The organism is Actinopolymorpha sp. B17G11, assembly GCF_040196095.1.
Classification (GTDB): Bacteria; Actinomycetota; Actinomycetes; order Propionibacteriales; family Actinopolymorphaceae; genus Thermasporomyces.
This window is the reverse complement of the sequence record NZ_JBEFTW010000021.1, coordinates 1-12,714: the sequence shown is the minus strand read 5'-3', so window position 1 is coordinate 12,714 and position 12,714 is coordinate 1. Positions and strand designations below refer to the sequence as shown.

At 66.8% G+C, this 12,714-nt stretch carries 8 protein-coding genes and 1 riboswitch; of the genes, 5 read left to right on the top strand and 3 right to left on the bottom strand.

Translation table 11 applies throughout. The features are described 5' to 3' along the window. The first annotated feature begins 23 nt into the window (after window positions 1-23). The gene (locus ABN028_RS20710) at window positions 24-1,244 is read left to right on the top strand and encodes an aminoglycoside phosphotransferase family protein (protein WP_349697793.1); all 1,221 of its coding nucleotides are present in this window, start codon (window positions 24-26) and stop codon (window positions 1,242-1,244) included. A gap of 4 nt (window positions 1,245-1,248) precedes the next feature. Here ABN028_RS20710 and ABN028_RS20705 read toward each other — a convergent pair whose 3' ends face one another. After that, window positions 1,249-2,007, bottom strand: a complete 759-nt coding sequence (locus ABN028_RS20705; protein ID WP_349697792.1) for a (2Fe-2S)-binding protein — start codon at window positions 2,005-2,007, stop codon at window positions 1,249-1,251. A 151-nt stretch (window positions 2,008-2,158) separates the two neighbouring features. Here ABN028_RS20705 and ABN028_RS20700 point away from each other — a divergent pair, with 151 nt between their 5' ends. After that, window positions 2,159-3,184, top strand: a complete 1,026-nt coding sequence (locus tag ABN028_RS20700) for a zinc-dependent alcohol dehydrogenase family protein (protein WP_349697791.1) — start codon at window positions 2,159-2,161, stop codon at window positions 3,182-3,184. Window positions 3,185-3,204: 20 nt separating this feature from the next. Here the strand turns inward: ABN028_RS20700 and ABN028_RS20695 are convergent, their stop codons facing one another. Both ABN028_RS20695 and ABN028_RS20690 read right to left on the bottom strand, forming a co-directional pair. Then, window positions 3,205-4,299, bottom strand: coding sequence for a ribonucleotide-diphosphate reductase subunit beta (locus ABN028_RS20695; protein WP_349697790.1), 1,095 nt, complete (start codon window positions 4,297-4,299; stop codon window positions 3,205-3,207). A gap of 29 nt (window positions 4,300-4,328) precedes the next feature. Continuing rightward, entirely contained in the window at window positions 4,329-7,286 is a 2,958-nt protein-coding gene (locus ABN028_RS20690) for a ribonucleoside-diphosphate reductase subunit alpha (protein WP_502879197.1), read from the bottom strand. A gap of 90 nt (window positions 7,287-7,376) precedes the next feature. After that, window positions 7,377-7,696, bottom strand: a riboswitch (cobalamin riboswitch). Between the two features lie 222 nt (window positions 7,697-7,918). On the opposite strand from ABN028_RS20690, the gene ABN028_RS20685 reads away from it, so the two are divergent. The 3 genes from ABN028_RS20685 (at window position 7,919) to ABN028_RS20675 (ending at window position 12,497) form a co-directional block, all read left to right on the top strand. Beyond that, window positions 7,919-9,619, top strand: coding sequence for a GxGYxYP domain-containing protein (locus ABN028_RS20685; RefSeq protein WP_349697788.1), 1,701 nt, complete (start codon window positions 7,919-7,921; stop codon window positions 9,617-9,619). Between the two features lie 210 nt (window positions 9,620-9,829). Next, window positions 9,830-10,555, top strand: a complete 726-nt coding sequence (locus tag ABN028_RS20680; RefSeq protein WP_349331612.1) for a GntR family transcriptional regulator — start codon at window positions 9,830-9,832, stop codon at window positions 10,553-10,555. 130 nt (window positions 10,556-10,685) lie between these two features. After that, window positions 10,686-12,497: an extracellular solute-binding protein gene (locus ABN028_RS20675; protein WP_349697787.1), complete on the top strand. Its 1,812-nt coding sequence runs from the start codon at window positions 10,686-10,688 to the stop codon at window positions 12,495-12,497. Window positions 12,498-12,714: the final 217 nt, after the last annotated feature.

Here is a 12,714-nt window from a genome sequence, read left to right as displayed (position 1 = left end):
GCGAAGGTTCGTACGGTGCGACCATGACGCGCAAGGTGACGCTGGTCCTCCTCGACAAGGGCGGTGAGCCGCTGGGCTCGCTGCCGCCGTTCACCGTGGAGACACCGTGGTGGCCGGAGGTCGGTGAGGTCGTCGATACCGCCCGGGCGCTCTGGAACATCGACGTGGTCGTCCTCCGGACCATCGGCCCGCCGGACCGGTCGGGCCCGCCCGGGGGAGAGGTCACCTATGTCGCCGAGGTCGACCCCGCGTCGCGGCTTCCGGTGCTCGCCCCGGCGGACGAGCGGGCCAAGGCTGATGTTGAACCTCATCCGTACCGCGCACCCTGGGCCTCGCCAGGCGGGCCAGCCGCCACGACTGCCTGGGCAACAGCGGCGCTCGAGGCGAGGGGAGTGACGCCAACCGCGTTTGTTCAACGCAAGAGCTGGAACCTCTCCGCCATCTGGCGGGTGGAGACCGCCGAGTCGCCACTGTGGCTCAAGCAGGTGCCGACGTTCTTCGCCCACGAGCCGGCTCTGCTGCGCTGGCTGGGAGCGGCGGTGCCCGGTGTGGCGACCGAACTCATCGTCGGCGAGGGTGGACGTGCACTGCTCGCGCATGTCCCGGGCGAGGACCGGTTCGGGGCGTCGGCGGCGGAGCTTCGCGAGATGCTCACCGACCTGCACCGCATTCAGGCGTACGCCGCGGACCGGATCGAGGAGTTGCTCGACCTCGGTGTACCCGACCGGCGGAACCACCTTGCTCTGCCCGCGATCCAGACGGTGGCGGCAAGGTACGGCCCGACACTGGAGCCTGCGCTCCGTACGTCCCTGGACACGCTCGTGGACGGTCTTCCGGAGCGGTTCGCCGAGGTGGCCGCCTGCGGCCTGCCCGACACGCTCGTCCACGGCGACTTCCAGGGCGGCAACGTCCGCTCAGACGACAAGCGCCGGGTCATCATCGACTGGGGCGACTCGACGATCGGCGATCCGACCATGGACATCGCCCGTGCGATCGGTGGACTGCCGGACGCCGACAGAGACACGCTCGTGAACGAGTGGGCGGCGCGGTGGCGGAGTCACACGCCAGGCTGCGACCCGGCGAGAGCGCTGCAGCTCATGCTTCCCGTGGTCGATCTTCTGTACGCCGTGGTCTACACCGGCTTCCTGGACCAGATCGAACCGTCGGAGTGGCCGTACCACCGGGATGACCCACCCGACTGCCTGCGTTCGGCCGTGCGAAGGGCCGATCTCATCGCGTCGTGACGCGTCAGCCGGCCGGCTGCCGGCTGAGCGGGCAGTCGCCACACAGACCTCCGCCGGGCACGCGGTAGTAAAGGCAGCAGGAGGTACGCACGAAGCCGTTCAGCGTGGGCGGCTCGCCCGTTCCCGCCAGCGCCGGTCGGGTGAACATGTCCTCGACGAGTCGTACGCCGGCGGTCTCCAGGTCGGGTCGGGCCCGGACCAGGACACTGATCGATCCGACGAGGGCGGACGCAGCATTGCCCCACAGCAGGGCGTCGGGAATCTTGACGTGGGTCTGGACCGCTGCGACCAGCCCGACCAGGTGTGTCTCGACGACGCGGTGGTACACGGCTTGGCCATGGTGGGGAAGGGCTGAGCGCTCGAGGATCTGCGCGTCAGGCAGGTCCAGGGCGCTCGGCGGCTCCGGCGCGTCCGGCAGGTCCGGCGCGTCAAGCAGGTCCGGCCGCGGGGAGAGCCGCAGTCGGCCGCCGTTGCGCCGTGGTGCCCACCAGGTGGTGGCGGGTGCGAGGTCCGGCATGCGGTCGTACAGCAGGGCGCACGCCGCCACCACCGACCACAGCCGGGCGGCCAGCCCCTGGACGAGGATCGACGCGCCGACGCGCGGTTCGTCGGTATGAAGGGACGCCGCGACCTGGTGGACGTAGCGCAGCAGGGTCGGATGCCCGGCGTACAGCTCTGCGAGCGGCGGATCCGACGGCTCGTCCGGCACCCGGTCGACGGTGAAGTACTCACCGAGGGGAGCGAGTGCGCCGAAGAGCGACATGGCCCGATTCCACCACGCCGCCACCAGGTGCTCGAAGCCGCCGCACTGGGTCTGTGCGCCGATCGACGAGAACGCCGCCAGCCGGGATGCGGGAACCCGCGAGTCAGGCGATTGCCCTTGGAATTGGTCATCTAAGGGAGAGGATGCCGACATGACCTCTGTTCCGGACATGATGCGTGCCTGGGTGGTAGCCGAACCCGGCCGGCTCGACCAGGTGGAGCTCCCGGTTCCGCGACCGGCGGCCGACGAGCTGCTGGTCCAGGTGCGCGTGTGCGGTGTGTGTCGGACGGACCTGCACGTCCGCGACGGTGACCTCCCGCCGCACCGGTCGCCTGTCGTACCGGGTCACGAGGTCGTGGGCAGGGTCGTTGGCACGGGCGCCGACGTGCCTGACACGTACGGCGTCGGGATGCGGGTCGGCGTGCCATGGCTGCGGCGCACCGACGGGACCTGCACCTACTGCCGGCGAGGCCGGGAGAACCTCTGCCCGCGTTCGATCTACACCGGGTGGGACGCGGACGGCGGCTATGCCGAGTACCTCACCGTGCCGGCGGCGTATGCGTACGACCTGCCGGAACGGGACTTCGGCGCCTACACCGAGGCCGAGCTCGCGCCACTGCTGTGCGCCGGCATCATCGGCTATCGCGCCTATCGGCGGGCGGACCTGCCACCGGGTGGGCGGCTCGGCATCTACGGTTTCGGCGGCTCGGCACATCTCACCGCCCAGGTCGCCATCGCCCAGGGCGCGACAGTTCATGTGCTCACCCGGTCGCGGGAGGCCCAGGAGTTGGCGCTGTCTCTTGGTGCCACCTCCGCGGCCGGCGCCGACGATGCACCACCGGAACCGCTCGATGCCGCGATCCTGTTCGCCCCGGTCGGCGACCTGGTGCCGGTGGCCCTCCAGGCGCTCGACCGGGGCGGGACGTTGAGCATCGCTGGCATCTACCTGACGCCGATCCCCCCGCTCGACTACGAACGCGACGTCTTCCGCGAACGCACAATGCGCAGTGTCACGGCCAACACCCGGGCGGACGGCCGCGAGTTCCTGGCCGCGGCCGCCGCCCACAGGTTGCGAATCTCCGTGACCCCGTACGCATTCGACCGGGCCGACATGGCGCTCGATGACCTCGCCGCCGATCGGGTCAACGGTGTCGCCGTCCTGGTGATGGACGACTGAGGGCCTTCACGTGAGCCCACTCAGTCCCAGCTCAGTGCTCCACCACTCTGGTATTCGATCACCCGGGTCTCGAAGAAGTTCTTCTCCTTCGACAGATCCATCATTTCCGACATCCAGGGAAAGGGATTCTCGGCGCTGTCGGAGTCGGCGAAGACCGGTGCCAACCCGATCTGGACGCATCGCCGGTTGGTGATGAAGTGCATGTACTGCTCACACAACCCTGCGTTGAGCCCGAGCATGCCCTGGCCCATGGTGTCGCGACCGTAGGCCACTTCGAGCTCGCACGCCTCGACCAGCATTCGACGGATCTCGGCCTGGAACTCCTCGGTCCACAGCCGTGGATTCTCACTCTTGATCTGGTTGATGGCGTCGATGCCGAAATTGAGATGGATCGATTCGTCCCGCAGGATGTATTGGTACTGCTCGGCGATTCCCACCATCTTGTTACGCCGACCGAGCGAGAGGATCTGGGCGAAGCCGGTGTAGAACCACATCCCCTCGAACACGACGTAGAACGCCACCAGGTCACGCAGGAACGCCTGGTCCTTCTCCTGCGTACCGGTCGTGAACGTCGGATCTTCCAGATGCCGGGTGTAGTCCAGCGCCCACGCCGCCTTGTCGGTGATCGACGGGACTTCACGGTACATGTTGAAGAGCTCGCCCTCGTCGAGGCCGAGGCTCTCGCAGATGTACTGGAAGGTGTGCGTGTGCACGGCCTCCTCGAACGCCTGCCGCAGAAGGTACTGCCGGCATTCCGGATTCGTCAGGTGGCGGTAGACGGCGAGCACGATGTTGTTGGCCACCAGCGACTCCGACGTGGCGAAGAAGCCGAGGTTGCGTTTGAGCATCCGGCGCTCGTCGTCGGTGAGCCCGGTGGGCGACTTCCACAGAGCTATGTCGGCCTGCATGGACACCTCCGTCGGCATCCAGTGGTTGTTGCAGCCGGCGAGGTACTTCTCCCACGCCCAGCGGTACTTCAACGGCAGGAGCTGGTTGACATCGGCGCGGGCGTTGATCATCGCCTTGTCATCGACGCTGACCCGGCCGGCACCGCGGTGGATCTCTCCCAGGCCGGTCGCGTCGGCCGGAGCGCTTGTCACGTCGGTCTCTGTCATGTGTCGGCTTCCTTTGTCGGGTCGTGTGGTCACTGGCAGGCTTCGCAGTCCAGATCGTCGAGTGCGCACACGGCGCCCTCGTCGACCTCGTAGACCTGGGTGACCGGGGCGACGGTGGGAGAGACGGTGGGAGAGACGGCATTGAGCTTTCCGTCGGTCCCGCGCAGGGTGCTCTTCTCGACATGAGTGGCGCTCTGCGACCGCAGGTAGTACGTCGTCTTCAGTCCCCGACGCCACGCCAGCCGGTAGAGCGCGTCGAGCTTGCGCCCACTCGGAGCGGCGACGTAGAGGTTGAGCGACTGCGCCTGATCGAGCCACTTCTGCCGGCGTGCCGCCGCCTCCACCAGCCACGTCGGATCGATCTCGAAGGCCGTGGCGTACAACGCCTTCAACTCGGCCGGTATCCGGTCGATCGGCCCGACACTCCCGTCGAAGTACTTGAGGTCGGTCACCATCACCGCGTCCCAGAGGCCGAGCTCCTTCAGGTCGTGGACGAGGTACGGATTGATCGCGGTGAAGTCGCCGGACATGTTGGATTTCACGAAGAGGTTCCGGTAGAGCGGTTCGATCGACTGGCCGACACCGCAGATGTTGGAGATGGTCGCCGTGGGTGCGATGGCCATGACGTTGGAGTTGCGCATCCCCGCCTCGACCACGCGCTCGCGCAGCGCGTCCCAGTCGAGCCGGGTGGACCGGTCGACGTCGAGCTTCCCGTCGCGGGCGTCGGCGAGCAGTTCGAGGGAGTCGATCGGCAGGATTCCCCTGCTCCACAGAGATCCGTCGTACGTCTCGTAGCTTCCGCGCTCGGCGGCAAGATCCGCCGACGCGGCGATCGCGTGGTAGCTGATGAGCTCCATCGTGGTGTCGGCGAACTCCACCGCACGCTCCGACGACATCGGAATACGTTGCCGGAACAACGCGTCCTGGAAACCCATCAGGCCGAGGCCGACCGGCCGGTGCCGCAGGTTCGACCGGCGTGCCTCGGGGATCGTGTAGAAGTTGACGTCGATCACGTTGTCGAGTGCCCGCACCGCCGTGCGTACCGTGCGTGCCAGGTGCTCCTCGTCGACACCGCCCTCACCCACGTGGTGCGCGAGGTTCACCGACCCCAGATTGCAGACCGCCACCTCCGCCTGGTCGCCCGCGCCGGCCGAGGTGTTGAGGGTGATCTCCGTGCAGAGGTTCGACGAGTGCACGACCCCGACATGGCGCTGGGGAGAGCGGACGTTACACGGATCCTTGAACGTGATCCACGGATGACCCGTCTCGAACAGCATCGTGAGCATCCGACGCCACAGGTCGACCGCGCGTACCCGGCGGTGGACCTTGATCCCGCCGCGTTCAGCGCTCCTTTCGTACGCCTCGTAGGCGTCGGCGAAGGCTGGTCCGTAGAGGCCGTGCAGATCGGGTACTTCGTCGGGGGAGAAGAGCGTCCATTCCGCGTCGGCCTCGACCCGTTGCAGGAAAAGGTCGGGAATCCAGTTGGCGGTGTTCATGTCATGCGTACGCCGCCGGTCGTCACCGGTGTTCTTCCGCAGGTCGAGGAACTCCTCGATGTCGATGTGCCAGGTCTCCAGATAGGCGCAGGCCGCACCCTTGCGCTTCCCACCCTGGTTGACGGCGACCGCGGTGTCATTGGCGATCTTGAGGAACGGCACGACGCCCTGCGAATGGCCGTTGGTGCCCTTGATGTGGGCGCCCATTCCGCGGACCGGGGTCCAGTCGTTGCCGAGCCCGCCGGCGTACTTCGACAACAGGGCATTGTTCCTGATTCCGGAGAAGATGCCGTCGAGGTCGTCTGCCACCGTCGTGAGGAAACACGAGGAGAGCTGCGGGCGGGTCGTTCCCGCGTTGAACAGGGTCGGCGTCGAGCACATGAAGTCGAACGACGACAGCAGTTCGTAGAATTCGATCGCGCGGGCCTCCGGGTCGTCCTCGCGAAGCGAGAGCCCCATGGCCACCCGCATGAAGAACGCCTGCGGGAGCTCGAACCGGCTGCCCTGGCTCTGCCCGTCGGCCTCAGCCGTCGCCCCTGCTTCTGGATAGCCACGGATGAGGTACCTGTCGTAGAGCGTCTGCAGCCCCAGGAACTGGAACGCCAGGTCGCGTTCGGGCCGTATCGCCCCTCCGAGCCGGTCGAGGTCGAAACGCTCCAGCTCCGGGTCCAGCAGCTCCGACCGGACCGCGCGGCGCACGTAGTCGCGGAAGTAGCGGGGGTACCGCGCGGCCATCTCCTCGTGGTTCGCCTCGTCGGGAGTGCCGGAGACGAACGTCAACGCCTCGCGCCGGAGCTTGTCGAGCAGCAGCCGGGCGCTCACGTGGGAGTACGCGGGATCGGTCTCGACGAACGTCCGCGCCGCCATGACGAGCGCAAGCTCCAACTCGGCGAGCGTGATCCCGTCGTAGAGGTTGCGGTGGACCTCGGTCAGGACCGAGCTCGCCGACACCGCCTCGAGACCCGCGCAGGACTCCTCGACGAGGTGGGTGAGGCGCCCCAGGTCCAACGGCTGCAGTTCGCCGTCAGGTCCCTTCACCCGTACGTCGGGCACGGCCTGGCTCTCGGCTTCGTCGCTGACAGTGGCGTGCTCACGTTCGATCCGGGCGCGGGCGTGCTCCTCGCGGTAGAGCACGTACGCCCGCGCCACCCGGTGCTCACCCGCCCGCATGAGGGCGAGCTCCACCTGGTCCTGGATGTCCTCGATGTGGCAGATCCGGCCGAGGTCGGGATGCCGGGTGAGCGAGGTCACCACCTGGTGGGTCAGCTCCTCGACGGTCTCGTGGACCCTCGTCGAGTCACTCGCCTGCGGACCTTCGACGGCGAGGAACGCCTTCGTTAGTGCGACCGCGATCTTCGACGCGTCGAACGGCGACGTCGCGCCGTCCCTGCGGACGACCTGGGTGTGCGGATGGGTTGCTGACATGGACGCTGTCTCCTTGCGAGCTCGATCGACGGTGCCCGTCGAGCCTGGGAAGAAGATGCGCGACACCGGCCTGCCGAGCGCACACGAAGGCGGCACGGCGTGACGGCGGAACATCCCGGGCTCTTCCCTCGAGGCCGGCGGGCGGCGCGCACTAGGGAGGTACGCGCACTGGTGGCAGGTCTTCGGACTCGCGGGCAGGTGCTTCCTACTGGCCATCGCTTCCCAGACATGCGTCCATGTCCAGTGCTTGACCGGCTGGATCCGTGCGTTCGCGACCACACGAGGCCGCACCTTCGCCACAAGGGGCAGAAAGCACGACCGGAAATCACCACCGGTGATGGCGTTCGTTCCCGCTCACCGCTGCGGGGCAGTCCCGGACTCGCACCGGGTTCCCTCTTGACGGCGACGCCCCGGTGACGGGGTGTCGCCGCGGCTCCGACGGCCTGGACGGCCGCAGGAACCACCAGCGAGCTAGAGGCTACATGTAGGGGCGGACAACACCGTGGAACCCAAGATGCGGTGTGTCGCGTGTCGCGCTGCGGAAGGCGGAAGGGTCGCGTGGTCGCCTCGCCGGCACCGGCTCGGCACGTCCGAGTAGGGACGAATCCTGGCCGGCCGGGAGGCGGCTCAGTACGGTGCGAGCGATCCTGAACCACGCAGCGATGGGCCCCGGCTCGCGACGGAAGGCTGTGTCCGCCATGAACGATCGACCCGGCATGTCCCGACGACAGGCACTCGGCAGGGCGGCATGGGGAGCGGCCGGTGCCGCCGTGTGGGGAGCCACGGGAGTCTCCCAGGCCGGCCCGGCAGCCGCCGCAGCCCCCACCGGGACGGCGCTCTTGGCTCCCGGCGCGCAGCAGGCCGCCGACGCGCTGTATCCGAAGGGGGTCCGCCCGACCAGGCTGTACGTGATCGGCGAAGGAGCGCTAAGGCCCGAGGAACGCGTCCTGGCCGGAACTCTTCAGGGCCAGCTGGCGCGCCGGTGCCGGGGCGGGACCGACAACGACGTCCCGGGCATCTATCTCGACGTGCCCGGTGTCGGCTACCCGGTGTGGCTGGCCGACCTTGCCGAGCGCTACGACATCGAGCTGATCCCGGTCAACGACCTCTGGACACTGGTCGACCGCTTTACCAGCCAGGAAACGAACGGCGGCCCCATCGACCGGTACGTCCTCTACCGCCGGGCCGAGCCGTCCATCAACGTCGCCACCACCGTCGCGGGGCTGACGGGCGCGGTCGCCGTGGAGGAGGCCCTGGAGCCGGTCGCCAAGCAGCACGGCCTGCGCAGAGTCGCGGACGTACGCGGCAAGGACGACCGCTGGGTGAAGGAGACGTACTGGTCGCGGTTGCGGCACGACCTCGTGGTGGAGCAGAAACCGGACTTCGCGAACCAACTCCGCGACTACGCCACGATGGCCGGGGCTCTGATGTTCTACGACGGCAACTCGGACTTCCGTCGTTCGGTCGTCGGGGATCTCGCGCCGGACTCCGCCACGATCGGATGGGGCGACGCCTCCCAGGGCGAGGACAAGTTCGTGTCGGTGTCGTCACAGGCCGGCGTACGGACCATCCCTGCCGACCACGCGCGCAACCTGGCGCCGCTCTCCGGCATCCGCCACAGCCGACTCAGCCAGCGGGCCCCGGAAGTAGCGCTAGCGGCCACGCCGGAGGTCGATCCGGACACCCACTACGCCTCGTTCCTGATCACCGACGGCGACAACATCCAGTGGATGCTCGGAGACTTCCAGAGCAGTGCGAACTGGTTCGCGAGCCCCCATCGCGGCGCGGTCGACCTCGGCTGGGGAATCTCGCCGTCGTTGATCGACCTCGCCCCCTCGGTCATGCGGTGGTACTACGACCACGCATCAGCGGGCGCCCATCGCGACCGCTTCGTCGCGGGCCCGTCGGGTGGGGGATACCTGTACCCGAGCATGTATCCGCGCGCGGAGCTGGACCTGCACACGGCCCGGCTGGCGACCTCCATGCGGCGTGCGGACCTCCACGTCGCGCAGATCATCGACTTCGACTCCTTTTCCGACACCGCCCTGTGGTCGGCCTATCTGCAGCGGGACCAGATCGACGGGCTGATCTACCTCGAGTACTCCCGCTACGACTCGCACAAGGGTGCGGTGGTCTGGGCCCATGACAAGCCGGTGATCTCGGCGCGCACGATGCTCTGGGACGGCTTGGACGGCGCGGACGAGGCGAGCGTCACCGCCGAGCTCAACGCCGCCGAACGCGATCCGTCGAGTACCGCCGGCTACTCGGTCGTCATGTGGCATGCCTGGAGCAAGACCGTGGACAGCGTGAAGACAGTCGTGGACAACCTTGCTCCACACGTCAAGGTCGTACCACCCGACACCCTGGTCAAGATGGTCGCCGCTCACGCCAGCCGGTAGAGCCGGAGTCGGGGAAGCATTACCCCCGCGGCAACGCGGACGAGGATCGCCTTCCCGCGCCCGCGCAGGACCCACTCTCGAACCGCCCGTCCTGGTGTCCTGAGCCGGACACCGCACCTCCTTGCGGGGTCGTACTGAATATAGGATCGTGGATCGACGATCGAGGATTGCTCATCGCGATGCTGGATCCAAGAGATGGTGAGGCGCGGGATGAGAGCACGTGAACGTGTCTCGGCGAGTAGCCGGAACGAACGCGTCTCGCTTCCGCGGAGACAGAACCTCGCCGACAACGTCTATGAGGCGCTCAAAGAGCTGATCATGGATGGAATCTTTCCGCAGGGCTCTCGGGTCAACCTCGACAAGGCCGCGCGGCAACTACAGGTCTCGCAGTCACCACTGCGCGAGGCACTGGTCAGGCTGGAATCTGAAGGGCTGGTGATCAAGGAGCCGTTCCGGGGGTATTCGACGGCACCAGTGCTCAGCAAGAAAGAACTCGAAGACCTCTTCGAATTCAGGTTCGTCGTCGAACCGTGGGCAGCCGCCCAGGCCGCCGCCCACATCACCGACGAAGGCGCAGGCCTTCTGACGGCGGAGATGGCGACCTTCTCGGAGGCCCCGAGCGGCACCTCGTACCACGATTACCGCGGCATGGCTCTGCACGACGCCCGGCTCCACGACCTGGTCCAGAAGCTGGCTGGAAACTGGCACATGCGACGTGCATTCCAACGTACGCACTGCCATCTGCACATTCTGCGGCTCTATTACCAAGGGGGAATGGGGTCAGCAGCCCTGCGCGAACATGGCCTGATCGTCGACGCGATCGCGAGCGGCGACCGGGACGCGGCCGCTGCCGCGATGCGCGCGCACCTCGAAGCATCGAGAGACCGGCTGCTCCCCGTGTTTACCGGTGAACGACAGGTTGCGGAGGACGACTGAGATGCCGCCGCTTCCCGTCTGGCTTCCGTCGGTGAAGGCCAAGGGGTCGGTAGACCTCCGCGATCTCATCGGTGGAAGCAGAAGCTGACCCGACCCCACCCACACGCTTCTGGCACGAAGGAGTACAGGAATGGCGGCAGAGGATACGTACCAGCCGGCGAAGAGCGCACTATGGAACGGGATGTCTCGGCGGGCGTTCGTCACCCGCGCGATAGGCCTGGGCCTTTCGGCCGCCACGGCTGGTTCGGTGCTGGCGGCCTGCAGCGGTGGCGGGGGACCAGAGGACGGGGGCAACGACAACCCCTTGGTGCCCAAGGGCGGTCCGAAGACGACACCGAACCAGGACGTCATCTATCCCGACGGCTATGTCGGCCCGATCGCGTCGAAGAAGGCGGCAGTCGTCAAGGAGAAGGTCACGTTGAAGATCGTCGTGCCACAGAGCACGTCGGTCGGGGACTGGAAGAACAACGCCTTCAGCAAGTGGTACGAGGAGAAGACCGGCGTCCACGTCGAGTTCCAGGTGGTGGCTGGCGAGGCCGGCTCGCCGGACGCCTTGACGAAGGTCAACGCCATGATCGCATCGGGCGATGTTCCCGACGCCTTCATGAACATCAACTTCACTCCGGCGCAGCAGCTGCTCTATGGCTCCCAAGGGCTGTTCATTCCCCTGAACCAGCTCATCGAGGACTACGGCGCCGAGATCCAGCGACTCTTCAAGGACTACCCGGACGTCAAGGACCTCATCACCGCCAACGACGGCAACATCTACACGATGCCGTACGTGAATGACTGTTTCCACTGCAACTGTGGTGGGCAGCGGATGTGGATCTACCAGCCGTGGTTGGACAAGCTGAACCTCGACCCGCCCGAGACGCTGGAGGATTTCGAAGCGGTCCTGAAGGCGTTCAAGAACGAGGATCCCAACGGCAACGGGAAAGCCGACGAGATTCCGTTGATGGGCTACACCGACGCGCCGTTCAGTAGCTTCTTCATGGGATCCTTCCTCTACAACTCCGGCTACGCAGCGGGCGGAGCTTCGTGGCTGTACCTCGACGACCGCAAGGTCGACATCGCCGTGAACAAGGACGGTTGGCGCGAAGGGCTCCGCTACCAGAACCGACTCTTCCAGCAGGGCCTCATGGCCAAGGAGAGCTTCACCCAGGACGGCGAGCAGTTCGCGCGGATCGGGGACAAGGCGGGCGATCCTGTGCTCGGTGTCGCGCGGGCGTTCTACTGGGGAAGCTTCATGACCATCGACGTCGAGGACCCCAAGTCCCGGTACAAGAACTACGTCGCCGTTCCGACACTCAAGGGACCGGACGGGACCGCGACGGCCCACTGGAACTACTACGGTGCGGCGGGGATCAACGGTGGCTTCGTCGTCACCAATGCCTGCAAGAACCCCGAGGTTGCGGTCAGTTGGGCCGACGGGCAGTACGAGCTCGAGGCGCTGCTGCAGGCGTACAACGGCGAGCAGGGCAAGGGCTGGCGTTGGGCCGAGGACGGGGAGATCGGGATCAACGGCAAGCAGGCTCTGTGGACCACGATCGGGACCTGGCCTCCCGACGACGGCCTGTGGTGGGGCCAGCTCGGTGTGAACTACCGGTCGAGTGACTTCCGGCTCGGCGAGGTCGTGGACCCGGAGAAGCCGACGTTCGAGAAGCCGTTGTACGAGGAGTCCCAGAAGTACTACAACCTCCGCCAGGACCGGAGCGTTCAGCTCCCGCCCGTGTACATGAACGAGGAGCAGGCGGCGCAAGCGGGTGAGCTCGTCACCGCGATCGAGAACCACGTGGTCCAGCACGAGGCGAAGTTCACGATGGGTCAGCTCGACATCAACGACGACGCCGAGTGGCAGAAGTACGTCGACACCTTCGACCGGATGGGTCTGGCGAACTACCTGAATGCCTACCAGGCGGCCTACGAGGCGAAGTACGCCTGACGTCAGTAGGACCGACGACCGAAACAACAAACGAAAGAGCCGGCGAGGAGGGGCGACGTGGCCGTCACGACAGTCCGGACAGTCCGGATCAGGGAGACCCGGTCCGATCGGATCTTCACGATTTCGAACTACGTCGTGCTGACGTTGTTCCTTCTCGCCGTGCTCTATCCCCTGGTATTCATCCTGTCCGCTTCGATGAGTGATCCGCTCGCGGTGT

Bases quoted from the DNA above. Each gene is read 5' to 3' on its own strand.
- ABN028_RS20710 (WP_349697793.1), top strand. From the start codon at position 24: ATGACGCGCAAGGTGACGCTGGTCCTCCTCGACAAGGGCGGTGAGCCG.
- ABN028_RS20705 (WP_349697792.1), bottom strand. From the start codon at position 2,007: ATGTCGCTCTTCGGCGCACTCGCTCCCCTCGGTGAGTACTTCACCGTC.
- ABN028_RS20700 (WP_349697791.1), top strand. From the start codon at position 2,159: ATGACCTCTGTTCCGGACATGATGCGTGCCTGGGTGGTAGCCGAACCC.
- ABN028_RS20695 (WP_349697790.1), bottom strand. From the start codon at position 4,299: ATGACAGAGACCGACGTGACAAGCGCTCCGGCCGACGCGACCGGCCTG.
- ABN028_RS20685 (WP_349697788.1), top strand. From the start codon at position 7,919: ATGAACGATCGACCCGGCATGTCCCGACGACAGGCACTCGGCAGGGCG.
- ABN028_RS20680 (WP_349331612.1), top strand. From the start codon at position 9,830: ATGAGAGCACGTGAACGTGTCTCGGCGAGTAGCCGGAACGAACGCGTC.
- ABN028_RS20675 (WP_349697787.1), top strand. From the start codon at position 10,686: ATGGCGGCAGAGGATACGTACCAGCCGGCGAAGAGCGCACTATGGAAC.